At 44.2% G+C, this 23,895-nt stretch carries 18 protein-coding genes; 9 read left to right on the forward strand and 9 right to left on the reverse strand.

All coding sequences use genetic code 11. The annotated features are described in order from the left end of the window. Nucleotides 1-86: 86 nt before the first annotated feature. The 7 genes from HWQ41_RS23405 to HWQ41_RS23435 form a co-directional block, all read right to left on the reverse strand. Nucleotides 87-2,303, reverse strand: a complete 2,217-nt coding sequence (locus HWQ41_RS23405; protein ID WP_292768235.1) for a family 1 glycosylhydrolase — start codon at nt 2,301-2,303, stop codon at nt 87-89. Nucleotides 2,304-2,750: 447 nt separating this feature from the next. Then, nucleotides 2,751-4,319: a patatin-like phospholipase family protein gene (locus HWQ41_RS23410; RefSeq protein WP_292768238.1), complete on the reverse strand. Its 1,569-nt coding sequence runs from the start codon at nt 4,317-4,319 to the stop codon at nt 2,751-2,753. After that, nucleotides 4,300-4,719 carry a hypothetical protein gene (locus tag HWQ41_RS23415; protein ID WP_292768241.1) on the reverse strand — a complete coding sequence of 140 codons (420 nt, stop codon included), beginning with the start codon at nt 4,717-4,719 and terminating at the stop codon, nt 4,300-4,302. Before HWQ41_RS23415 ends, HWQ41_RS23410 begins: the two co-directional genes overlap by 20 nt. Nucleotides 4,720-4,819: 100 nt before the next feature. Beyond that, complete coding sequence (locus tag HWQ41_RS23420; protein ID WP_292768244.1) at nt 4,820-5,344, reverse strand: hypothetical protein; 525 nt, start codon at nt 5,342-5,344, stop codon at nt 4,820-4,822. Further along, entirely contained in the window at nt 5,319-6,245 is a 927-nt protein-coding gene (locus tag HWQ41_RS23425; RefSeq protein WP_292768247.1) for an acetoacetate decarboxylase family protein, read from the reverse strand. Before HWQ41_RS23425 ends, HWQ41_RS23420 begins: the two co-directional genes overlap by 26 nt. A 13-nt stretch (nt 6,246-6,258) precedes the next feature. Further along, nucleotides 6,259-7,308, reverse strand: coding sequence for an alpha/beta fold hydrolase (locus HWQ41_RS23430; protein WP_292768249.1), 1,050 nt, complete (start codon nt 7,306-7,308; stop codon nt 6,259-6,261). Between the two features lie 74 nt (nt 7,309-7,382). After that, entirely contained in the window at nt 7,383-9,716 is a 2,334-nt protein-coding gene (locus tag HWQ41_RS23435; RefSeq protein ID WP_292768252.1) for a GMC family oxidoreductase, read from the reverse strand. Between the two features lie 661 nt (nt 9,717-10,377). On the opposite strand from HWQ41_RS23435, the gene HWQ41_RS23440 reads away from it, so the two are divergent. From HWQ41_RS23440 to HWQ41_RS23450, 3 genes are all read left to right on the forward strand, one after another. Further along, nucleotides 10,378-10,602: a hypothetical protein gene (locus HWQ41_RS23440; protein WP_366931698.1), complete on the forward strand. Its 225-nt coding sequence runs from the start codon at nt 10,378-10,380 to the stop codon at nt 10,600-10,602. 291 nt (nt 10,603-10,893) lie between these two features. Beyond that, nucleotides 10,894-11,574, forward strand: coding sequence for a tetratricopeptide repeat protein (locus HWQ41_RS23445; protein WP_292768255.1), 681 nt, complete (start codon nt 10,894-10,896; stop codon nt 11,572-11,574). A gap of 375 nt (nt 11,575-11,949) precedes the next feature. Continuing rightward, on the forward strand, nt 11,950-12,078 hold the full coding sequence (locus tag HWQ41_RS23450; protein ID WP_292760889.1) for a hypothetical protein: 129 nt from the start codon (nt 11,950-11,952) through the stop codon (nt 12,076-12,078). Between the two features lie 109 nt (nt 12,079-12,187). Here the strand turns inward: HWQ41_RS23450 and HWQ41_RS23455 are convergent, their stop codons facing one another. Both HWQ41_RS23455 and HWQ41_RS23460 read right to left on the reverse strand, forming a co-directional pair. Continuing rightward, the gene (locus tag HWQ41_RS23455; RefSeq protein WP_292768258.1) at nt 12,188-12,835 is read right to left on the reverse strand and encodes a response regulator transcription factor; all 648 of its coding nucleotides are present in this window, start codon (nt 12,833-12,835) and stop codon (nt 12,188-12,190) included. 2 nt (nt 12,836-12,837) lie between these two features. Beyond that, entirely contained in the window at nt 12,838-14,058 is a 1,221-nt protein-coding gene (locus tag HWQ41_RS23460; protein WP_292768261.1) for a sensor histidine kinase, read from the reverse strand. A 538-nt stretch (nt 14,059-14,596) separates the two neighbouring features. Between HWQ41_RS23460 and HWQ41_RS23465 the strand changes: the two genes are divergently transcribed. From HWQ41_RS23465 to HWQ41_RS23490, 6 genes are all read left to right on the forward strand, one after another. Beyond that, entirely contained in the window at nt 14,597-14,974 is a 378-nt protein-coding gene (locus tag HWQ41_RS23465; protein WP_292768264.1) for a hypothetical protein, read from the forward strand. 242 nt (nt 14,975-15,216) lie between these two features. Further along, nucleotides 15,217-16,497: a S41 family peptidase gene (locus HWQ41_RS23470; protein ID WP_292768267.1), complete on the forward strand. Its 1,281-nt coding sequence runs from the start codon at nt 15,217-15,219 to the stop codon at nt 16,495-16,497. 282 nt (nt 16,498-16,779) lie between these two features. Beyond that, a complete protein-coding gene (locus HWQ41_RS23475) occupies nt 16,780-17,688 on the forward strand; it encodes a hypothetical protein (protein ID WP_292768269.1) in 909 nt (302 codons plus the stop codon). 179 nt (nt 17,689-17,867) lie between these two features. Then, the gene (locus HWQ41_RS23480; protein ID WP_292768272.1) at nt 17,868-19,388 is read left to right on the forward strand and encodes an efflux RND transporter periplasmic adaptor subunit; all 1,521 of its coding nucleotides are present in this window, start codon (nt 17,868-17,870) and stop codon (nt 19,386-19,388) included. After that, a complete protein-coding gene (locus HWQ41_RS23485) occupies nt 19,385-22,507 on the forward strand; it encodes an efflux RND transporter permease subunit (protein ID WP_292768274.1) in 3,123 nt (1,040 codons plus the stop codon). Before HWQ41_RS23480 ends, HWQ41_RS23485 begins: the two co-directional genes overlap by 4 nt. Before the next feature lie 253 nt (nt 22,508-22,760). Next, nucleotides 22,761-23,741, forward strand: coding sequence for a HEAT repeat domain-containing protein (locus HWQ41_RS23490; RefSeq protein WP_292768277.1), 981 nt, complete (start codon nt 22,761-22,763; stop codon nt 23,739-23,741). The last annotated feature ends 154 nt before the right edge of the window (nt 23,742-23,895 follow it).

Genomic DNA, 23,895 nt, shown 5'->3' on the forward strand with positions numbered 1-23,895 from the left:
TTAGCAATAGGGTCGAAATTAATCTTATTAATTTTGACCCTATTGAAAATATACTGCTCTTGTTGACATGAGGCGATCGCCCTGGTTCACACGCCACCTTGTTTGATAATATCGCGGTACAAAGTTGCCGCAGGGGTTGGTCGGCGCTTTAATTCTTGGTCAGTATCTAGGTCAATATGATATAGACCAAAATCGCTATCTGGGCCAAACTTCAAACCCCACTCGCGGTTGGAGGTGATGCACCAGCAAACATAACCTACCACATTCACACCATCTTGACGAGCGCGTTGCACCTGTTGGAGATGCTGGCGAATGTAGTCTTCGCGGTTGACGACTTTATCAGCCACATCAACACAGCCATTCTCAATAATCAAGATTTCCTGATCTGGGAATAGCTTGGCATGGAACTTGAGCATATCGTATAATAACCCAGCCGAAACTGGCGCATTACCGAAACGCCCAAAAGCGGCATCCATCAACTGCTGAATGCGATTGAGTCGTAGATTGCTAATCCCCCAATAATAGTCAAACCCAACAAAATCTTGCTGACCTACACACTCTTCAGGACAGAGAAATGTTGGTAACTGCCCAGCCATGCCAAGATGCCACCAATTACTTGTCAGTGATGTGGAAAGCACGCTGAAAATCTTGAAAATGGGGTCAAAGATTCGTGTAAGCGATCGCAATACCAACAAGCGTTCTTGAGAGGAAACTGCGACAAATTTCACCTTGCTGGGATCGCCGAAAATTTGCTTGGCTACCGCACGAGCTAAATCAATTTCTAAGCCGCTAAATTCTCCCGTGTTGGGGTCGCGGTAGCCAAACCCAGGTACGTTGTCTTTCACTGCCACAATTAAATAACCCCGGTCTTTAATGCGTCGCAGTGGTGTACCAGGTTTAGCAAGGGGTAGAGCCTGGGCGATAGTTGTACTAGAAGATGCCCCAGCACTGATGTCAGCCAGGGTAGAACGTCTGCCTATTTTAGGTAAATTTGGCACGGGTTGATTGGGGAAGTAACGACTATAGCTAGCTTCCCAAGCGCCGGATTCTTTGAACTGCCGTACAGCTATATCTACAGCATTCAGCAAGGCGCGATCGCCCTTGACTACAGCCGCCCCATAGTTTTCTTCGGTCAGCCTTTCACCATTTTTACCCACCAGCCGATATTGCTCTGGGTGCTGTTCTATGATTCCCAAGAGAATTGTGTCATCTGCAAGGATTGCACTAACCTGCTCGTAATCCAATGCTTGCAGGGCATCAGCGTAGTTTTCTACTACCTTGAGATTAGCTGTCGGTAATAAGTAGTTTACTGTCGATTCAGCAGTAGTACTTTTGACGACTGCTACCGCTTTCTGACCCAGATTTTCTGCTTGCTGAATCGAACTGGTTGATTTCACTAACAGAAATTGCCCCGCCTGATAGTAAGCTTCCGAGAAAGCAACTTGCTTTTGTCGCTCTGGGGTAACAGTTAAAGTGGCAATAACGACATCTACCTTTCCTTTTTCTAATAAAGTGCGCTCCGTGAAACGTTTTCCTTGGGAAATCATATCTTCGGGACGACGGAGATTAGTTACATTGCGATCCACTAATCTTTGCAACCATAAAGGAAGACCCAATAACATGGGGTTTGCTCCCACCTGAGCGTCTGAGTTGAACTGCTTGAGGATATATCTCGCTGTCGTATGGGACACAAACAAATTCCGCATCAGTTTTTGGATGGCGGTCATTTGATCGGCAATGGTAGCGCCGCGATCCAAACCTGGAGGCATAAAGTAGGCTCTTTCCCACCAAGGTTTGATATAGCCATAAATCAGTTGACTAGGTTCGTTAAAGCTAATCCAATAGCGTGCCAAATGACCCAAACGCTTGGCAACTTCTGTGACATAGTTAGCAAAAATTGCTGGAAATTCTGGGGCAATTAGCCCGCCTCGTGCTTCTACATGGATGGGATGGGTGAAGTGATGTAAAGTAACAATCGGTTCCATACCATGCAATTTGATGGTTTCGATCACTTGGCGATAATGTGCAAACGCTTCCTCACTGAATTGGCCAGGTTCAGGTTCTACCCGCGACCAAGCGATAGAAAAACGGAAGGCTCTGCAACCAAGGGACTTTGCTAAGGCTATATCTTCGGCGTAGCGATTCCAAAAGTCAGTAGCTTGACCCCTGACGGTGAGAGCGCGACGATGCTCCCAGACATCCCGGATGTCTTGATAACGGGAGTCGTAAGCTTCGCACTGATGGTCAGCAGTAGCGACACCGAATAAGAATGATGGGGGTAAAGGTGTAAAGCGATCGCTCATTTTTATGTCTCCTGAAAAGTTGCTAAAAAAACGCTCAAGTAAACTCTAGGCTGACCGAATTTTAGATTTTAATCGGACTTACGCATAAGAGATCCCCCAACCCCCTTAAAAAGGGGGCTTTTTAGATCCCCCCCTTTTTAAGGCTACGGTGTACACACAAGTCAAATTACGCCCCTTAATCCCCCCTTTTTAAGGGGAGCCAGCGCGGTCTTGGGGTCTCCCCAAGTGGAGCGACTGGCGTGGGTTAGGGGGGATCGAGATTTCAGGTTTTGAGTGCGTAAGTCCTATTTAAATTTTGGATAATGGAATTGAAGATTCAAAAGCGTTCAACTGACTTGTACTGAGCTTTGTCGTTGGCGCAGCCTCTCGTAGAGAAGTAGCGCTCAGGCCGAAGTCTAAAATTAAATGACAGAGCCAATGACTTGATTGCTCTTTTCAATCTAAAATCTAAAATCTAAAATTGTCTGACCTCAAACTGGATTGGTAGGTTTCCCAAATATTTCCCCAGAAAAAGCGACCAAACTCTGCTAAAAGTGTGGCTTTCTCCGTTAATGACTTAACATTAGTGATTTGCAACCCGGAAACCAACTTTCCTATGTCTCCCACATCAAGGGTTAAAATTCCTGAGCCGATAATAGGACTCTGGCGATCTGTACCTTGATATAAGCAAATATAAACGGTTGTAATATCTTTCCACATATCAAATCCCAGATCGTCATGTAGTTCTTTATTGCCAACCAAGTAATAATCCTGGGAGGCATGTTCAAAGGCGAGTTCATAAACTATGTATTTATATTGAGAATTATTGGTGGAAGCAAACAGGTTAAATACACTACTTTTAATGGGAATGTTTTCGCCAAAAGCGGGGAAGCTGATACAACCAGTAACACTAGCCGTGAAATTGGCATCACTAAGAAAACGCTTTAAGTCATGAATGTTAATTGTTAGTTGGATTGAAAGTAGGGAATTGTCAGCTTTGCCCTGTGCTGCACCCTTTATGGGGTCAGTTTCATCTAAAACAAACCCACCTGCCATTCTTTCTATAAAAGTCATTCCGGGTAAATTGTCCTGCATTTGGGTAATGTCCGGCTGAAAGGGCAATCCTTCCAGCGACATGGTTTGCAGGTATTGTTTGGCATCGGCATAACCCATATCAATCAAGGTGGCACCATCGATGTTGCCTAAATAGTAGTCGGGATCGAGAGGCAAAGGATAGGCTGGTTTGATCAGGTGCAGTTTGATGGGTTTAGTATGTCCGTAAACTGTCTCCCCTTGCAGAATACGCTGGTTGATTTCATTGATGCGATCGCACTCCTCAAACAGTGCCCCATTCGCACTGAGTTCAATCATCTGAACATATTGATGAAAAATCCCCGTCTGATATTCGCTGCTATTGCCAATGCACCACACTACCCAAAGTTCTTCTGCACCCCGGCGCACTGCTTCCATAAGATTTGCATCCTTGATCCACACGGAATCAGTATAGAGATAATTCCCTTTTTTTACAGGTGGCATGAAGATGGGTAAAGAAATACCAGCAACCAACAAATCTAAATCTATGCGATCGTGGGGAATGACTTCATTGGTTTTGTGATTAAAGTTGCAGACATTGAACGTACCTTGAATTCCCACAGCAGCGTTAATTTTTTCTACATCAATTCCCAAGTGTGGGAAAACGTGATCAATAATGCCGTCTGCATCTCCCATCGCCAGTAAGTTCCAGGCTTTGAGGTATTGTTCTGGAGGTACGAAGGAGACAAAATCTTTGACATTCAGAGTTCGCCAGCGATCGCACATCTGAATGGGTGAAAGTCCAGACAGCAACATTGCCAAGTTAATCGTACCGCCGGAAGTGCCATCCGCGTGAGTAAAACACAGTCCCGACTCGATCAAGGCACGGATGACTCCAGCTTGGTAAGCAACACGCATCCCACCACCTGCTAAAATCAAGGAACGTTTCGGCCCTGAGTATGCTGGCTCAGGAATGCCGTAAGGTTTATGAGGTAGGTTGTTCATAAGTGTATCCTGGGGCGAAACTACGAAAGCCAAACAAGTACCAGAAAATCAATACCCCCGATAACAGGTCAAAACCGGCAATTAGCAAAGCAAACGGCGAGAAAATCAGCTTGATGACACCCAAACCAACGGCGATCGCCGCACCAAATTTCTGTAATCCAGCCCAAATCAGCACAACAGCTTGGGGTTGTGGGCTGATTAATGCTTGTAGCAGTGCGCCGCCAAATAGCAGCATAAACATACCGATGATCGCAAAGAAATGTTGGCTAGTCGGGGTTGTCTCTGCTGAGACAATTTGGAGTACCAGACTAGGCATGATTAATTGCAACAATCCGCTAACAATGGTGATAATGGCAATGGCAAACAAGGATAAGTCAAGTATTTTACCTTTATTCATCATATTTTCCTGAGCTAATGGGGATAAAAGTTAAAGACATCTGGCAGGCAAAATGCCTGCCCTACAGTTATTTGACTAATTAGCTATGTTGTCTATTTCATCATCAAAATTCAGAATTCAAAACTTTGTATGATTCAGCTTTAGTTGGAGAAAGCTTTTGCAACAAGTCGCCTTTAGCAGAGAAATAGTACATCATCACTAACCACATCGCGGTGAGCAAAACCCAGCGAATATCGTTGAGGAACATCCATTTTTGCAAGAGTTGAGATAGCAGAGTTTGATCGGTAATTCCTGCGGCTAAAATTTTGTTAACGGGAATAATATGTAACTGCCCTACATAAGTAGCAGTACTGAGACAGACCAGGGCAGCAAGTGCCACCCAACGAAAGGCAGTTTTCCATTCCGTAACGACCAACACCACTAGTGCCAGAAACATTAGCGGTACGACAATCGTGAAAAACTCTGTGGCCGTAGTGGTTTGGGGAATAAACTGGTTGTAGTAATTATCAACAGTTAAATTCGTCCAAGTGGGAAACCAGAAGAAGTGTAGCGCCCACAAAACGCCCACGTATAGGCTTGTACCAAAGAAAATATAGGCGTGGTTAAGAATTAACAGAAGTGCTTTCATATTTCTCGATTCCATTGTTAAGGTTTTCATCGTCATCTTTGGGCAAAGCCTTGGGAGGTGATAACCATTCTTTACCCAAGCCTAAATTGACCACACTCTCCAAACCCTCTGGTTTTTGTTTGGGAGGTTTGTCGTAGCCGAGAAACCAGTTCTCGAAATGGTCATCTAGAATGCCCGTGATTTCTGGAAAAAAGCCTGTAAATATAGGTTCGGGGCTAATCTCCAATTCTTTCAGCGGTTGGATACAGGGATGATCGCCCAGGATCAGTCTGGCTGAACCTGGTTTAAACAGAGAAAATCCCAATTTCCCTTGGAAATAGATATAGGATTTCATCAACATTCCGCGAAATGCACAGTAGTTCGCAGCACCCAATTTCAGGGGAAACCAAGCTTTTGCAGGTTTGGCAACTTCAATTTTCATGACTAGTTGCCCATCCAAATCGTATTGACTGCTGACAGTGCGATCGCCAATCAAAAAGTCCAAATTAGCCTGATGTTTAGGCATTCCCCAAATCCCTTTACCACCTTTGACAGAAATTTCGGTGCTGACTGGCAAATCAAATACATACTGCCCAGTGCCGTACTGTTTCATAAACAAAGCAGGTAACAATCTGGGGGCTGGTTTTGCACCATGAGTACAGGCAATGGCAATGCTGAATTCGATGTAACTACCAATGTCAGTAATCTGATAATCAATAACCGTGATTACCAACAAGCCTTGATTCCAGAGGCGAAATGGATGTACTTCCTTTCCTGGCATCAGCTTTTTAGCCCGATCCGCGTTAATCGGAAATACTGCGATTAATGCTGGGGTTTTTTCCGAATTTACAGGTAACTGAAACGGAATTCCATCTACTAGAGCATAAAGACCTGTTTGTTGTTTCTGACGTTGGGGGATCATAAATTTGCACTTTTCAAATAGTTTTTTCCAATTCTGCAAGCATCAATGGGAAGACATCTATAGCCGCGTTCTTACCCATAAATATGTCTAAATGACTATAGTTATGCAGGAGGTGTAGAGAGTGGTAATTAGGACGTATGGCGTTGAAATATTTAAAAGTTTCTATCTGACTTTGCGGTAGAAAGCAACGGTTAAGCTTCCCTGCAAAAAAAGCAATGCGGGCATCGGTTTGCGGAGGTTGGGCAATAAAGTCTTGGGGTAAGTTGGGTAGATCCTCAACAGATACTAGGTGTCCGCGACTGATGCAGTGAGAAATCTGTGCGAAAAAACTTAGCGGCACGTAGGCGAATTCCTGCTTCAGCCATTCGTGGGTTGCCTCGTTGAGATTTTCGTGTTCCCACAAAGCGGGGAAGCCACTGCCATAGGTAAAGCTGACTTGTTTGCAAACTGGATTGTTACATTCATGATGGGTGAGAGAAACGTAGAGAGAAATTAATTTCGCCACCAAGGTAGGCGAGTGTAATCCCCACTGAGGGTTTAAGTGATCGGTGAGCAATCTGACTGATGGTAGTGCCCACTTGATTTTGATAGATGAAGGCAAGGGTACAATCGGATGCAGTGATACAGCATTGCTGATAATAGTTTTCACCTGTGGTACTAAGCCAGCAATCGCAGACATCATAAAACTGGTAGACCCCTGGCAATGGATTATGGCTTTGATTTCTTGGCAACCTGTTTCTTGAACAATTGTTTTGACCGCTTGCGGATGGTCATAAACTGCCGCCTGATCAAGCGTCCAATGGTTAGGCGTGAGGTCAGTACTGGCACGCCAGTTTTCCAACCATACGTCATAGCCATGAGCAACTAAGTAATCACCCAAATTGGTTTGGACAGGAGCGCGAAAGATATTGGCTCGTACTCCTGCGCCATGCACCAATAGGACAGGCGGTTTAGATGGAGTTTTTTCACCCCTGATGTTGATCAAATTGCAGGGGAAGCCATCTTTGCTAGTAAAAGAAACTATTCGTTCTTGTAAAGATGGGGTATAAAATTTTGTGTCCATTTTTAAACTAAAACCCGACGAGATCAATCACACAACGAGTGCATGAAAATCAATTTGCATATACTGTTTCTGGGTTAAATGTAGATTTCAGACAATGTGCCAGCAAAGAAACGACTGAAACGATCAATTGCTTGCAGACGTTCCCCAATGGTTTTAGTATTAATGACTTTCAGGGTGGTCATTTGCTTGATGAAATCTAAGGGCTGAATTTTGAGAATGCCTTGACCCAACACAGGATTATTTTCACTGTCGCCAGTATAAACGGTGATATACAGCGTGGTGGTGTCAGACCAGATATCAAACCCTGGGTCATCGTGAATTTGCTTGAAACCTTTCAAGTAGTAGCTTTGCCCGCCTTCAGTAGTCATGTGTAAGCGATAACGCATTTGTCGGGTTTTGTCTTGGTCTTGTTCCACAACAAACAGACTGAAATCGCTATTAGTAACAGTTAGCGGTTCCGCAGCCAGAATGGGAGCTTTTACTATACCAACTATCTTGGCAGGGTGGTTGGGGTTGTTGAGTAGTTCTTCTAAGTCATCAGCAATAACTGTCAAGGTAAACTCTAGGGGGGAGTTGCCTTCTTTGCCTTGCTCGAATCCACGCTGATAGTCTTTGTCTGTGACGGCTGTGGAAAAGTAGCCGCGCATGGTTTCAGTAAATTGAATTCCGACTGTGGCTGGAGCAGTAGTAACATCTGTGGCTATGGGCAGGGTAGTGAAATCATAATTAATTGTCCAACCCCGGTCTTTGGCGATCAGGGCGCAGCAACGCTCGACTATAGCAGAAATTGTTAATAAAGGATTTACGCCTAATGTACGGGGAATTACTGAACCATCGGCAACATAAAGGTTTTCGTAGACCTTTGTTCCTTGGTTGCTGGCAAAGACTTGCCCTTTATGATTCACGACACCGTGTTCAGCGTCCTCTGCTAAAATGCAGCCACCCAAGGGATGGACTGTAATTAGGTCATGGTTAAAGAAATTACTCCAGATGGGGTTGGGAATTTGCGTCCCACCCAAGGCTTGAGTTGCTTCTGTGAGACGATTATTCGCTCGTTGAAAAATGGGTTGACTCCCTACACCTTTCCATTTAATGCGGAGACGATCATTTTCTAAGTACATCTGCCCAGCCGCATCATCATGGGTCATAACTAAGTAGGTCTGAGTATTGCGGACTGCACCAGTGTAAGCACCATGAGTCAAACTCTCGACTTCGCGGATCTTTTCTTCCATGCGATCGCTGATGCCAGAGTCAGTATCTTTGCCTAAAATTTGGGCAGCCACCGCAAATGTTTGGGGTAATATCCCAGCCAATCCACCGGGAAGTGAACCTTCTTCAATCACCAAGCCATTATCTAGCTGGGGCTGTTCTCGCATATCGATGATACCTGTGATACATGGCCCTACTGCTTCTTGTGTATTCGCTGGGCGATCGCCAAAACCAATACCATTAATCACTTGCTCGGTATTATAACCAAAAGCTAGTACGTCACCATTACCTGTAAAGTTGTGTCCCAACTGCTTAGATACTGCTAAACCGGCTGCTTGAGAACGAAGCAAAATTTCTGTAGATCCCAATGTCCCAGCACCCAGGATAACAATATTGGCACTCACAAACATTGTGGGAGCGTTAAAGTCTTCTTGTCCAGCATTCAACAATTGGTAGTGAATAAGCCAGCGATTATCCTGGCGTTCGATTCGCTGCACCGAAACTTGCGTATAGATTTCTGCACCGTGGTTTTTAGCATCAGGTAGGTAATTCATCAACACGGTATTTTTGGCTTTATGATTACAGCCTGAAACACAATCACCGCAGAGATTGCATTGTTTCTGTTCCACACCTACATGATTCACCCCATCTTTGAATGTCACGTTGATCGGTGGGCGATAAAATTTTTCGTTCAAGTATTTAGACGACTTTTCTAAAGCCTGTAATTTTGGCAAAGGAGGAAAATCTTGGGGATATGGGGTAGGTTTAAGCATTTCCTCCGCACGACGATACCCCTCTGCCAATAAGGTATCTACATCATCACGCAAATCCTTGGGCCAGCGTGGATCTGCAAAGACACGAGGTTCAGCTTTTAATGACACATTGGCATTGACCAAAGATGTTCCACCTAGTCCACAACCAACGAATACGTTAATGTCTTTATTAAGATGAAAGTCGTACAAGCCTGTGCGCGAACCAAGACGCTTTTCAGGTAAATCTACCTGCATTTCTACCAGTGCTTTGGTTTCAGTATTAGGGTATTCACCCGCTTGAAATTCTTTGCCTCTTTCTAGCACACACACTTGCTGTCCAGCTCGTGCTAAACGCGACGCGGCAATACTAGCACCATAGCCAGAACCAATAATCACAACCATATAATGATTTTTTAAATTTTCAATCGGGCTGGATAAACGAGTCATTATATCAATCCTTGACAATTATGAATATGAGAAACGTGGATTTCAAAAATCAAATACTAGTCCTATAGCTCTTTTTTAAAGCTTAGATAAATTCCTCAAGCGCTGACAGTACCCCACAGGGTACTCTTGGGGACGCACCAGGGAGTTATGCTTTAAACACGAATAGCACTAAGGAATAAGAATTAAATAACATACAATTTATGTCTCTGGCTTACCTCACCCTCAATCCCTCTCCGATATATTGGAGAGGGAAGCTAGATACAGGATGAAGTTTTGCATTTTATTTAATCCACGTTCCTAAGTACAAAATTTCATATCAAGTTTGGCAAATCACTTACGATATGCCCGAAGGGCTTTATGCAACGAAGTGGAATGTTCGTCCTTGGCGTTCCCGTTGGCGCAGCCTCTCTAAGAGTTGGGTAGCGGATTGCCACGCTCCGCTCGCAATGACATAAGTATAAAGAGGCGAGTTGCAATCATCAGGGTAAGCTGGCGGAAACTAGAATTTAAGGGAATCGTTAGTAAAGCACAGTTAGGCTGTGTAAATCCAAATTACCAATCGCGGTAGAGTTTTTCTGCGTAGCTTTGGTTTCAAGAAGCAAACCAAAATCAGGGAAAGTATTTCCAACAGGGGAATTGGCAAGAAAATTTCACGTATCTGATCAAAATTTTAGAGCGGGGGATGGCGGAAGGTTGTTTCCGTCAGATCGATCCATTTCTCACCACCCTCCATATTATTGGCGTTTGTAATTTATACTTCAACGCTTACGAAAACATCAAGCATACTAGACCCGATTTGCAACTGTTGAGTCCAGAAATGATTGAGCAGCATACTCAAGCAGCAGTTAAATTTATTTTGGGTGGTATGCGACGTACTGGGGATTAGGGATTGAATATTGGGAAAACCCAATGACATCAGTGCGTCCCTACTTGTGGTGCGTTATATTATGTCCGCTTGATTACTTATTAAACCCGAAGAACCCCACCCCGCCAAAGCTGCGCTTTGTCTCCCCTCCCCGCCTGCGGGGAGGGGATTAAGGGGTCTCCTCAAGTGGAGCATCTGGCGTGTGGGGTGCAATGACTATGGAATCATAACTAATTACCCGGACATGATATTACACGCTAACGCACCTCAATTTATCATAAAGATTAGAACATTATTGAGGCACTCAGGGCGATGAACGTGAAACGCAAACCCAAATCAGCATTTGTTCAATCTTTTAGCGGCATGACACTGAGTATCATAACTGTAATTGGTCTATCACCATTAGTGTTAGCGGTTCCGGCAAAAGTTTCTTTGCATACGCCAGAACAGGATGCACAGAGACAACCACAAAAACTAGCACAGTTTTCAGACACAAATACACCAGACCGATCGCAACTCCTGCAACAAGCCAATGCTTTATACAATCAGGGAGACTTGACAGGTGCAGAGGAAAATTTACGCAAATTCATTAAAAAATCTCCAGAAGACGCTTTCGCACACTTTCAACTGGGAAACGTGCTTTTTCGGCAAAAGAAACCAGAAGAAGCAATTAGCTCTTATCGAGAAGCCATTGGCCTCCAGCCAAAATACGCTCTAGCTTACAATGCGATCGGTATGGTTTATGCTAGCCAAAGTAGCTGGCAAGAAGCCATTACTGAATATCAAAAAGCTCTAGAAATTAATCCTAATTATGGCGAGGCGCTGACTAATTTTGCACTGGCATTGTGGCAAACAAATAAACGAGATGAGGCACTATCTTCTCTAGAAAAAGCTTTAAATATTTTCAAAGCCCAGAATAGAGGTGAAAAAGTTAACCAAGTCGAACGAATCTTACGAGAGATCAAAACTGCTGATCAGCCTAGTGTTTCATGAAAATCATATTATTCACAATAATTCGTAATTAAGTAGGCAGGCAGAATTAAATGTAATATGTCATTGCGTTCGCGTAGCGTCTCGTAGAGAGGAACGAAGCAATCGCAATGACAGTTCATATTATATTAAGTAAGTCAACTTAATTAAACATAAAATGCTTTCAGGCTCGTAGTAGCGCTTTAGCGCTCAGGACTTACGCAAGATGTGACCGAAAACCTTATTCTTGCGTAGCGGTAATTCATGAATTACCGCTACTGTCGTTATCTTTTGCGTAAGTCTTGGCGCTAAAGCGCTACTACAAACGTTTTACTTTTTTTAGGTTGAACTACTTAGGACCAGCCCTTTCAAGGTGAACCTTTGTACTATGAGAAAATCATGTTTTTCAGCCGATTCTGGGATTTTGGCGATCGCTTACGCTTAATTTACAGTCCAAAAATCTGGGGTTTAAAGGATAGATTTTTTATTCAATTCCAGCCGATGGCTAAAATGCCGCAAAAACCGTGATAGTACATCTGCTCACCTTGAAAGGGCTAGTTCTATATATTTATTTATGCCTATCTAATTAGTTAGAAGTTAGCTTCGATTTTTAGTTAGCAAGAGTCATGGAAGAACGTTAGTTAAGTCCACCAAACAACGAATGAGCAAACAAAGCGGCTTGAGTGCGATCGCGTAAATTCAACCGACTCAGAATATTGGTAACATAATTCTTAACAGTGTTTTCTGAAAGAAACAGCGATTCGGCAATTTCCCGATTATTGGCTCCACAAGCAATTAACCGCAATACATCTAATTCTCTGGGTGTGAGTTGCGCCAATTCTGGACGGGGTTCCACGGACGACACAGGTGCGGGAATAGGCATGAGTGCTTTCTCAAACAATCCCGGGCCAAGTAGGGTTTGTCCCTTGTAGACGGATCGAATTGCCAACATTAGTTCATCTGGTTCGGTGTCCTTGAGCAAATAGCCCTTTGCACCCAGCCGCATCGCCTGGGAAACATACTCATCATCATCGAAGGTGGTGAGGACGAGAACCTTAATCTCAGGATAATCTTGAGCGATCGCCTTTGTGGCGGCAACTCCATCCATTACGGGCATTCGGATATCCATTAGCACAATATCGGGTTGCAGTGCAGCAATCTGTTCGAGTGCGCGTTGCCCATTCTCCGCCTCACCGATTACCTGCATCTGGGCATTCGACTCAAGCATACTCTTAAGTCCCTGGCGAATCAGATGCTGATCGTCAACTAATAAAATCCGAATCATAGCTAAAACACCAACAGCTTTGATAGTGGCAAAGAAACAGAAATACAACAACCTATTCCTAGCTGACTGTGGAGATTCAACTGAGCGCCTAGTGCAACCGCCCGTTCTCGCATCCCTTGTAGCCCAAACCCGGTTGTATTTTGAGTGGGGTTAAACCCTTTTCCATTATCTTCGATTGACAGATGAATCATCCCAGCGTGAGCCATTAGTCCAACGGTGACACTCGTTGCCTGAGCGTGTTTGCAAATATTTGTCAACGATTCTTGCACAATGCGGTAAAGGGCTGTGTTTACTTCTGTTGGTAAAGTCTGCGGTAGATCAATTTTACAGGACGGTTCAATACCTGTGGTTTGCTGAAAATCTGTCAGCAGCTTTTCAATGGCTGGTTTGAGAGATTGCCCTTGCAAAGGATTTGAACGCAAAACAGAAAGCGATCGCCGAATTTCCAGCAGCGCCTCAGCCCCCTGTTCCTTTGCCTGTTTGAGAAATGTCAATGCTTTATCATTATTTGATTGCCAGAACAACAAAGTGTTATTAATCTGAATGGTTTGGGCGGCGAGAGTGTGTCCCAACCCATCATGAATTTCGCGGGCAATTCGGTTGCGTTCCTGCAAAGTTGCCTGATCTTCAATCCGTAGCGCATACTGGCACAGTTGTTGATTGATGATCTCTAATTGCTGATGGGCAATTTCTAATTGCTCTCGACTTTGGCGCTCTGCAAGCAGGGCATTAATTAACAATAAAGCGAATACTAACGTTAAGCTAAACAATAAGATATTACTTAATCGCCAATCCCAGGACATGGCGATCACCTTATCTCGCATAAAATTCTCAGGTGCAATCGGTCTTGACAAAAGCAGTGTTCCATAAGAAAGCAGAGATAAACCCAAGACAACCAACTGTCCCGATTGCTTAAATATTAGACAACTCCGCATCACCAGTACCAGACACAGCAGGAAAACGGAGCGAGGAGATAAAATATGTTGAGTCGCTGGCAGCAAAATTAAAACGAATTCCAGGGCTGTATAAAGTAATTTTGTTTCCAGCTTGACCATTGGTAGTCTCAAGCCCATCAAGCTGAAAATTGCGATCGCGAGAACTCGTAGCAGCAACGACCAGGACAACTGAAACGGTAGCAGAACTTCCATGAACACTGCCGTGGCTAATAACAACCACTCTAGGTAAAGTAACAGACGAAACGATGGGTAGGTCAAGCGAAGCATAGAACTGTTCCAACTCAATGGCCTTTGTAACAAAACCATAGGTATTTTCACAATTTTAGAGGGAAATAGTTGAATAAGTCGGGTATCTGGGCGCTGTGGATGATGCTGACTTTTCACCTTATCTGGAAAACCTCTCTTCTTCATCTCTCTCCTAAAAGGAGAGAGACTTTGAATTTTCCCCCTTAGAGTGTCGGGAAGGGGGTTAGGGGTTAGGTTAATCGTTAGCTTTTCCTTTTCCAGATGGCGTGAAAAGTCAGGTGAATGATGAAACTCTTCTTTCTATATAACGAATCTGTCTCTAGCATCGCTAGAGCCGTTCCGACTGATTAACTATTTCTAAATTAGGAAAAAAGTCACAATAACTTGAGTACTTTTTTACTGTCAGGTTAGGAATTCTAGCTCATGCACAAACCCATTCCAACTTCTAAGATTAATTGGTGTGAGTAAAGCAGTAACTTTTCAAACATCTTCTAAACAGTCATAAACCGAAATTGAGTCAGAACAGTTGTATTACATCCAACAAAAACAAGAGAAGTAAATGATTAAAAAACAGATAATTCTACCAACCCTTCTACTTGCAAGTATCCTCATTGGAGGAATGACAGGTTGCACCAGTTCTAAGTCTCCAGATGTGTCTCAAGGGGATAACTCTGGCACAAAGGTATCAGATACGACAAACTCTCCGGCATCGAATACGCCGGAACGCGCCGAGAAGCGCGAAGCAGTTCGCAAGCAAGTTGAGGCAGTTCTGACCCCAGATCAGGTAAAGCAATTGTCAACGAAATTGCAAAATGGTGAAAAAATGCGTAAAGCAGTGTTCAGCCTGAATCTCACGGCTGACCAAAAGACTAAAATTCAGGATATTTTTAAGACTGCCTATCCCCACCGTAAAGGGCAATCCCCAAATAATTCCTAGTAGTTTTATCAAAACAGAATTCAGCAGGAAGGAGCCAGTGCGGTCTTCTCCCTTGGCGCTAGCGAGTCATCTCCCAAGGGGAGACGCCAAGGGCGAACGAGCGTCTGGGGTTTCCCCAAGTGGAGCAACTGGCGTTCAGTCGTCAGAATAAAGGCATGAATTATCTACGACTGAGGGTATTCAGTCCCCCACTGATTGTATTCTGTATTCTGAATTGTGTATTCTTCTTCAATAGTTAAACTATGTTCAAGCAAAAATTGATCGTCAAGATAGAACTCGTTGTTATAGCAACAATCCTGGCAGGAACTAGTCTCTACACTTCAAAAGCTCTAGGTAAACCCCAACCTAGCCCTAAACAAATGGTGGATGAGGTGTGGCAAATCCTCGATAAAAACTATGTTGATGTCAGCTTTAACCATCAAGATTGGAAAGCAATTCGACAGCAGTATATTAGCCGTTCCTATACTTCCAAGAAACAGGCTTATGGGGCGATTCAAGAAATGGTGGCTAAATTAGGCGATCGCTACACAGAATTTTTCGACCCCCAGGAATTTCAAGCCTTAAATAACGACCTTTCTGGCAACCTTAGTGGTGTCGGGCTGGAACTGGCACAGAATGAAAAAACCAAAGCCTTAACCGTTATTGCCCCGATTGAAGGAACGCCTGCTTTTAAAGCGGGTATTTTGCCCGACGATGTAATTGTCCAGATTAACGGTCAAATAACTCAGGGAATGAAAATTGAGGATGCCGTTAAGCGGATTCTCGGCCCAGTGGGAACCAAGGTAGTACTCACGATTCAACGGGGTAGCCAATCGCAAACTTTCAAACTTACCCGCGCAAATATTGCGATCCATCCTGTAACTTACAACACGCAAACAACGGCAGTGGGTAAGATTGGTTACATCCGTTTGCCAGAGTTTACGCAAACTGCGGCAGCAGAGATGCATCGGGCAATTCAAGCATTAGAAAAACAGCAGGTGCAGGGCTACGTTTTGGATCTGCGTTCCGATCCAGGTGGACTGCTGGATGCGAGTTTGCAAATTGCCAGTATGTGGTTGAAGCAAGGGGCGATCGTGTCTTTGGTAAATCGAGACCAAGTTAAAGATAGCTACAATGCGTCGGGACATCCTCTCACCGACAAACCCTTAGTAATACTGGTCGATAAGGGATCTGCTAGCGCCAGCGAAATTCTGTCGGGAGCGCTGCAAGATGACAATCGCGCCAGGTTAGTAGGGACTCGCACCTTTGGTAAAGGTTTAGTTCAATCCGTAGAGCCACTGGAGGATGGTTCGGCGCTGAAACTAACGATCGCCAAATACTACACACCGAAAGGTCGAGATATCAATCATGTCGGCATTGCACCAGATATTACCGTGGAGTTAACCGAGGCACAACAGAAAGCATTAGTGCAAAACCGAACCTTGGGGACACCAGCTGATCCTCAGTATGCTAGCGCCGTTGCTGATTTGAGCAAATTGATTCAGTCCGGGGCCAATCATGTAAGTTTACAGCGTGGCCAATAAATATACGGTTACTTTTGACAATATCTAGTATCGTCAACAAGTCATGATAATTCGTAATGACGCTCGGTCTTCGCTACCGCTACGCTAACGTAATTCGTAATTATTAACCGACGCATAAATGCAGGTGGCTCTGAATAAGGAATCAAATTTATTTTTTTTCATGAATAAATTGATTTGCTCTGTACCCTCAATTAATTAAGAATTCATAATTAATTAATTCTTAATTACGAATTACGAATTACGAATTACGAATTACTAGGTCAGGAACTGTATATTTCAATCATGTCAACCCGCAAAGCCCAACGACTTCAAATTTGTGAACCAGTCCCAGGTCTCCAAATCCTGGTTCAACTCAGTAACACTCCCCTAGTGCGGACAGTCATAGTTACTGTTACCCGCCATCAGCTAGCGATCGTAGGGGTTGTATTTGTTGCCACCTTGGCTTTTGCTATGCGGGAAAACGCTCCCTGGCTGACAGTGCCTAAACAGGTGGCGATTGAATTCTTTTCTGCTGTATCCCAGTCCCTAGCTGCTTTATTGGGGGTGTTAATTGTTTTCCTCACGTTTAATAGTCAGTTGATCGCTCAAAGGCGGCATGAGGACTACTATACACTTCAGATTCAGATTGACCAACTTATTCGTCTAACTCAGTCTCTTCCCGCCGAACTCAGTAATTTTGATGAAACTCTGATAGCGCTGATTAACTATTTAGTCCCCTTGCATTTAAAGGATTTACCAATCTGGGCAACTAGCTCTCAAGTGCTACCTTTAGACAAGCTTTTAGATAATTTCAAGAATGAATATGAATGGGCGCAAGTGGAGCAACAATGCTCCTTAGCTACCCATCTGCACCGACAACAAATTTTACTTGTCATCAATAACATGGAAGAAATCCTAGAGGGATTTTCCAGGCTTTACAATCGCATCCTAGAGATGAGCCGTTTCATTCTGGCGATCGTCAAGTTGTCCTTTCTGTTGGGAGTTTCGCTCCTGTTTTTGCTGTTATTTGGGATTATCGATTTGCAAAGGAAGTTTCCCGATCTCAGCCTACCTGTAACTGTTTCTCTAGCAATTTGGGTGTTGATTGCTCTCCTGGAGTTAGTGCTTGATACCTGGTTTTTATATAAAAACCTTTATGGAGCGTCGAGTCACTATCTGCGGTTTTTCGCTAATACAAAATACCCTAGTTAATAGACGGAGGCTAACTTACTATGAGTAACTTAACATTCCCAAATACCAAAGTTAGTAATACAACAAGTAAGTCATAACAATTCAAAATTCAAAATTCAAAATTGTTCGCGTAGCGTCTCGTAGAGAAGAGAGTTACATAAAGGGATTTCAACCCCGACTAAAATCCACTGGAGGTTCTAATGAACCATGAAATTTCTAACGATTTGACTGAGAACAGGATAGAACCGAAGCTACCGCGATCGCCAAGAAAGATTATTTTGGTAATTTTGGGCGTGATGGTGCTGGCTGGGCTGGTTTTTCTTGGTATCCATGCGGGTGCAGCTAAGACAGAGAAAACGGGAAAAGCTGATCGTAATAAGCAGCAAGTGACACCTGTAACCGTGGCAATGGTGACACAAAAAACGGTTCCGATACAATTGCAGGCGATCGGCAATGTGCAATCGGGGTCTACGGTATCGATTACGCCCGAAGCCAGTGGACGGATCATTGGAGTTTATTTCAAGAAAGGTCAAGAAGTGAAAAAGGGACAACTTTTGTTTACCCTGGATGACCGATCGCAAACTGCTGCAATCCAGCAAGCTCAAGGAACTGTCGCCAAAGACCAAGCTTCGGTACAACAAGCAAGAGCTGCATTAACTAGAGACTTGGGTCAGGTAGACCAAGCCAGGGCGACTTTAATTAAAGACCTAGCCTCTGTGCGACAAGCCCAGGCGACTGTGGGGAAGGATCAAGCACAAGTAGATTTTGCTCAGGGACAGAGCGATCGCTATGGTGCATTGTACAAGAAGGGCGCGATCAGTTTGGATACAGCACAGCAATACGTTGCCAACATCCGCACAGCTCAAGCAACCCTGCAAGCAGATCGAGAAGCGATCGCTAATGTTCAGGCTGTTTTGAAAAGCGATCAAGTGGCGCTGGCTAATGCTGGCGCAGTTGTCAAGGGCGATCAAGCTGCGATCGCGAATGCTCAAGCTGTTGTCAGTTCCGACCAGGGAGCATTGGACAATACCAAAGTGCAATTGTCTTACGCCAAAATTTATGCGCCGATTAATGGTCTCGCTGGCAATATTCTGGTGACTCAGGGCAATGTGGTGCAAGCCAACAGCACGACTCCACTTGTTACCCTCACCCAAATTCGCCCGATTCAAGTTGCTTTTTCCATTCCCGAAACAAATCTGCCCCAGGTACAAAAGTATATGCAGAATGGCAAGCTGAAGGTAGATGTGACGTTTCCCAACGATCAAGCTCATTCTGTACCCGGTACTTTGACATTTGTCAATAATACGGTCGATAACACCACGGGGACAATTCAACTGATTGGCGACTTTGACAACTCTCAGGGACATTTGTTTCCCGGTCAATTTGTGAATGCAACCCTAACGCTGACTGAAGAACCGAATGCAACGGTTGTTCCCTCCCAAGCCGTGCAGAATGGCCCAGATGGACAGTTTGTCTTTGTCGTTAAGCCAGATATGACGGTGGAAAATGTTCCAGTTACAGTCAGCAGCAGCATTGATGGGCTAGATGTGGTTCAGAAAGGGCCGCAACCAGGCGATAAAATTGTCACCGATGGTCAAGCGAATCTCGTTTCCGGTAGCAAAATCCGCATCAAAACAGCCGGCAATAACTCAAATGCCGATGGAAATTCCTCGAAGTCAAAAAGAAATCATGCGCCGAAGTCAGGCGGAGGTGATTCATGAACCTTTCAGAGCCATTTATTCGCCGCCCGATCATGACGACTCTGGTGATGGCGGCAATTTTGATCTTCGGTTTCATGAGTTATCGCTTACTGCCAATCAGCGATTTACCAAGTGTGGATTATCCCACAATTCAGGTAAGTGCCTCCCGACCGGGAGCCAGCCCGGAAACGATGGCAGCATCGGTTGCTCGTCCCCTAGAGAAGCAATTTTCCAGCATTGCTGGACTCGATTCGCTCAACTCAACTAGCACCTTGGGACAGACTCAAATTACCCTGCAATTTAACCTGAGTCGGAATATTGATGACGCGGCGCAGGATGTGCAAGCAGCGATATCGGGAGCATCGGGGCAAATTGCGACCGATTTACCCAATCCTCCCACCTACAGCAAGGTTAACCCCGCCGATCAACCGATTCTCTACCTTTACCTGGACTCTCCCACTCTGCCCCTTTCTCAGGTAGACAATTATGCTGAGACTTATCTGGCGCAAAAGCTATCTACAATCAATGGGGTGGCACAGGTAGCTGTCTACGGTTCCCAAAAGTATGCGGCTCGAATTCAACTTGATCCGCAGCAATTAGCAACACGGCAAATTGGGCTAGATCAGGTGGCGACGGCGATTCAACAGGGTAACGTCGATTTGCCTACCGGCAGCCTTTCGGGAAATCACAAGAATTTTACAGTCCAAACCAACGGACAACTCCAGGATGCGGCTGCTTATCGCCAGTTGATTGTGTCTTATAAAGATGGAATGCCCATCTATCTCAATCAACTGGGTCAGATCATTGACAGTGTAGAAAATGACAAGCTAGCAAGCTGGTACAACAATACCCGCGCCATTATTCTCACCATTCAAAGACAGCCCGGAACCAATACGGTGCAAGTCGTAGACACGATTAAGAAATTGCTCCCGAATTTGCGATCGCAGATTCCGGCATCCGTGGAAATTGGGATTCTCTATGATGCGTCTCAGTCAATTCGAGACTCAGTAGATGATGTCAGATTTACCTTGATTCTGACGATCGCTCTAGTTATCTTAGTAATCTTCCTATTTTTGCGGAACCTCTCGGCGACGGTGATTCCCAGTTTGGCGTTACCCGTTTCGCTGATTGGTACCTTTGCGGTAATGTATTTGCTGCAATACTCACTAGATAACCTGTCGCTGATGGCGTTGACCCTTTCCGTGGGCTTCGTCGTGGATGATGCGATCGTCATGCTGGAAAATATCGTTCGTCACATGGAAATGGGGGAACGTCCACTAGAAGCGGCGTTGAATGGGTCGAGAGAAATTGGTTTCACCATCCTATCAATGACCCTTTCCTTAGTTGCAGTCTTCATCCCGATGTTGTTCATGAGTGGAGTGCTGGGACGATTATTTCATGAATTTGCGGTGACGATCGCAGTGGCAATTCTCGTATCTGGTTTTGTGTCTTTGAGTCTGACTCCGATGTTGTGCAGTCGTTTTCTGCGTCCGGTGGATCATGCCCATCAAAGTCGGTTATATCAAGCTTCCGAATATGTCTTTGATCGCTTCCTCGGTTTGTACGATTGGAGTCTCAAAAAAGTCTTAAAATATCACCTCACCACGATGATTTTATCTGGCTTTCTATTGGTGGTGACAGTTGGGCTGTTGGTGATCGTTCCCAAAGGCTTTATTCCTAGCGAAGATACCGGACAAATTACAGGCATTACCCAAGCAGCCCAGGATGCATCCTTTGATAATCTTGTCCAGCATCAGCAGACAGTTGCTAACCTGATCCGCCAAGACCCGAACGTGGATGCAGTCAACTCCAATATTGGGGCGGGAGCGAGTGGAAGTGGCGGTGGGGCAGCAGTTGCAGCCAATTCTGGTAGTTTGTTTATTCGGTTAAAACCGCGATCGCAGCGCCAACTTAGTGCCGACGAAATCGTGCAAAATTTGCGAATCAAACTCGCCACTGTTCCCGGCATCCAAGTATTCTTACAAAATCCCCCAGCGATTCCCATTGGCGCTCAACAAAGCACGGGACTTTATCAATTGGCACTCCAGAGTTCAGATGTCAAACCCTTGCAGGAGTATGTTCCTCAACTTGTTCTCAAGATGAAGACCTTGACAGAACTCCAGGATGTCAACAGCGATTTACAGTTTGCTTCTAAGATTCAAATTGACATTGACCGCGATAAAGCCTCAACTTATGGGATCACCGCCGAGCAAATCGAAAATACCTTAAGAAGTGCCTATGGCTCTTACCAAGTGTCAACCATCTATGCAGCGACCAATGAATATCAAGTGATTCTGGAATTAGCACCCCAATATCAGGAGAATATCAATGCTTTGTTGACATTATATATTAACTCCAGCACAGGAGTAGCAGTTCCTCTGAAGACATTTGCCAAACTATCTCAGGGAGTCAGCCCATTAATGGTCAATCATAACGGTCGGATGAACGCCGCTACGATTTCCTTTAACCTCGCGCCCGGTGTGTCCTTGGGAAATGCCAACCAAGAGATTGAAGAACTGATTAATCAGGTGATTCCTGCGAGTATTAGCACGAACTTTCAGGGCGCAAGTCAGGTATTTCAGAGTTCACTGCCGAGTTTGGGTTTATTGTTAGCGATCGCAGTCTTAGTAATTTATCTGATCCTGGGTGTTCTCTATGAGGATTTCATTCACCCAATTACAATTCTTTCCGGTTTGCCTTCAGCAGGTTTTGGCGCATTGTTAACGCTGATCATATTCCATGTCGAACTGAATGTTTACTCCTTCATCGGCATAATTCTCTTGGTGGGCATCGTTAAGAAAAACGGCATTATGATGGTGGATTTTGCCATTGAAGCCCAGCGAAATGAAGGGAAAAAGCCCTCTGAGGCGATTTATCAAGCTTGCTTGGTGCGCTTCCGCCCGATTATGATGACGACGATGGCAGCATTAATGGGAACTTTACCGATCGCGATCGGATTTGGGGCTGGCTCCGAATCCCGCCGTCCTCTAGGTATTGCAGTTGTGGGTGGACTGGTATTTTCTCAGATATTGACCCTGTATTTAACTCCCGTGTTCTTTATATATATGGAATCATGGCGGAAAAAGCTTAGTCAAGTTAAGTTCCGGCGGGTGTTTTCATTTTCAGGCGGGCGATCGTGATATTCAAGAAGCAATAGCAGTTTACAACTGACTGAGTTAGAGAATCTATCGCAATCCTAAATGAGTTGTAAAAATTAATTATTTTTTAAACGAACCGCAGAGACGCAGAGGACACAGAGAGTTAAGAAATTTAAATATAGTTACGCTTTCAACTAACGCACCGTCAACAATTCAAGGTGCGTTAGCCTACGGCATAACACACCCTACTTCTGATTTTCTCAATTACGAATTACGAATTACGAATTAAACACTTATGTCAGATATTAAAGATGCATTAGACCGAATTCATTACTGGTTTCAAGAAAATCATCCAGCAAAGATTGCATCATTGGCATCAGGTTTAAGTCCATTAGAAATAGATAATGTGTTGAGTACCCTATCTTTTAAAGTATCCCAAGAAGTTCAGGAAATTTATGAATGGTCAAATGGATATCCCAAATATGATTGTGCAGATGATTGGATATTTTATTATATGTTTCTTCTAAGTTTAGAGTCAGCAGCGAAAGAGGCTCAAACTTGGGTAGAAGAACATGAAGAAATAGCCCTGATGTATAAGTATGCAGGTAAACCTGTCTTCCCAATCTGCATGTCAGATATTGAGTTTTTAGCAGTTGCTGCAACGGATGATGAACAAACAACTTCTCCTGTAATTCATATCTCTGAAATTGCCGAAATTTCACTGCAATACACCAATTTAACATCCATGATGTTGACTCTGGCAGAATCTTACGAGACTGGGGGGTTGTTCATCGATTGCAAAGGTTACATAGAGAAAGATGAGAAAAAGTATGCTGCTGCATATCGAAAATACAACTCAGGAATTACAGACTTAGCTCTCGAAAGATTTCTGAAAACATTTCCTGAAGATTCCTCTTGGAAACCCGTACAACTACTTCATAACGACCTATATATGAGCAATACCTATGGAATAGAAATTCCACCAAGTAGCCTGAAAACTAAAGTAGTTAATACTCTTCTTAATCTGCTGCAAGATGAAAAATATGATTCCGGCTTTTCTGTAGTACTAGTACTCGAAGAACTTCGAGCAGTAGATGCATTAATTCAAGGACTTAAACACCCTAGCAAATGGGTTCGGAGTCGAGCGGCGTTTGCTTTAGGAAAAATAAAAGCATTTGAGGCTGTGGAGTTTGTATCACAGCTTTTAGAAGATCCAGATCCAGTTGTTCAAGAAGCAGTGAAGGAGGCGTTAGAGATGTTTAAAAATCAGAGATAGAGCCGTTGCACCTATCACGCATTTATCAAACTCACGTTGACATTATATTTCAATACAGTTTCAGTTAAGCATTTCTTCCTTCTCTTCCTTCTCTTCCTTCTCTTCCTTTGCGTTCTTTGCGTCCTTTGCGGTAGCCTGCGGCAAGCCGCTCCGC

The organism is Nostoc sp. NOS(2021), assembly GCF_017115025.1.
Lineage (GTDB): Bacteria > Cyanobacteriota > Cyanobacteriia > Cyanobacteriales > Nostocaceae > Nostoc.

What these genes read in the sequence shown, in the direction of transcription:
- HWQ41_RS23405 (WP_292768235.1), bottom strand. Translation starts at nt 2,303, where the DNA reads ATGAGCGATCGCTTTACACCTTTACCCCCATCATTCTTATTCGGTGTC.
- HWQ41_RS23410 (WP_292768238.1), bottom strand. Translation starts at nt 4,319, where the DNA reads ATGAACAACCTACCTCATAAACCTTACGGCATTCCTGAGCCAGCATAC.
- HWQ41_RS23470 (WP_292768267.1), top strand. Translation starts at nt 15,217, where the DNA reads ATGTTCAAGCAAAAATTGATCGTCAAGATAGAACTCGTTGTTATAGCA.
- HWQ41_RS23485 (WP_292768274.1), top strand. Translation starts at nt 19,385, where the DNA reads ATGAACCTTTCAGAGCCATTTATTCGCCGCCCGATCATGACGACTCTG.
- HWQ41_RS23455 (WP_292768258.1), bottom strand. Translation starts at nt 12,835, where the DNA reads ATGATTCGGATTTTATTAGTTGACGATCAGCATCTGATTCGCCAGGGA.
- HWQ41_RS23480 (WP_292768272.1), top strand. Translation starts at nt 17,868, where the DNA reads ATGAACCATGAAATTTCTAACGATTTGACTGAGAACAGGATAGAACCG.
- HWQ41_RS23475 (WP_292768269.1), top strand. Translation starts at nt 16,780, where the DNA reads ATGTCAACCCGCAAAGCCCAACGACTTCAAATTTGTGAACCAGTCCCA.
- HWQ41_RS23425 (WP_292768247.1), bottom strand. Translation starts at nt 6,245, where the DNA reads ATGATCCCCCAACGTCAGAAACAACAAACAGGTCTTTATGCTCTAGTA.
- HWQ41_RS23465 (WP_292768264.1), top strand. Translation starts at nt 14,597, where the DNA reads ATGATTAAAAAACAGATAATTCTACCAACCCTTCTACTTGCAAGTATC.
- HWQ41_RS23460 (WP_292768261.1), bottom strand. Translation starts at nt 14,058, where the DNA reads ATGCTTCGCTTGACCTACCCATCGTTTCGTCTGTTACTTTACCTAGAG.
- HWQ41_RS23435 (WP_292768252.1), bottom strand. Translation starts at nt 9,716, where the DNA reads ATGACTCGTTTATCCAGCCCGATTGAAAATTTAAAAAATCATTATATG.
- HWQ41_RS23445 (WP_292768255.1), top strand. Translation starts at nt 10,894, where the DNA reads ATGAACGTGAAACGCAAACCCAAATCAGCATTTGTTCAATCTTTTAGC.
- HWQ41_RS23450 (WP_292760889.1), top strand. Translation starts at nt 11,950, where the DNA reads ATGTTTTTCAGCCGATTCTGGGATTTTGGCGATCGCTTACGCTTAATT.
- HWQ41_RS23420 (WP_292768244.1), bottom strand. Translation starts at nt 5,344, where the DNA reads ATGAAAGCACTTCTGTTAATTCTTAACCACGCCTATATTTTCTTTGGT.
- HWQ41_RS23430 (WP_292768249.1), bottom strand. Translation starts at nt 7,308, where the DNA reads ATGGACACAAAATTTTATACCCCATCTTTACAAGAACGAATAGTTTCT.
- HWQ41_RS23490 (WP_292768277.1), top strand. Translation starts at nt 22,761, where the DNA reads ATGTCAGATATTAAAGATGCATTAGACCGAATTCATTACTGGTTTCAA.
- HWQ41_RS23415 (WP_292768241.1), bottom strand. Translation starts at nt 4,719, where the DNA reads ATGATGAATAAAGGTAAAATACTTGACTTATCCTTGTTTGCCATTGCC.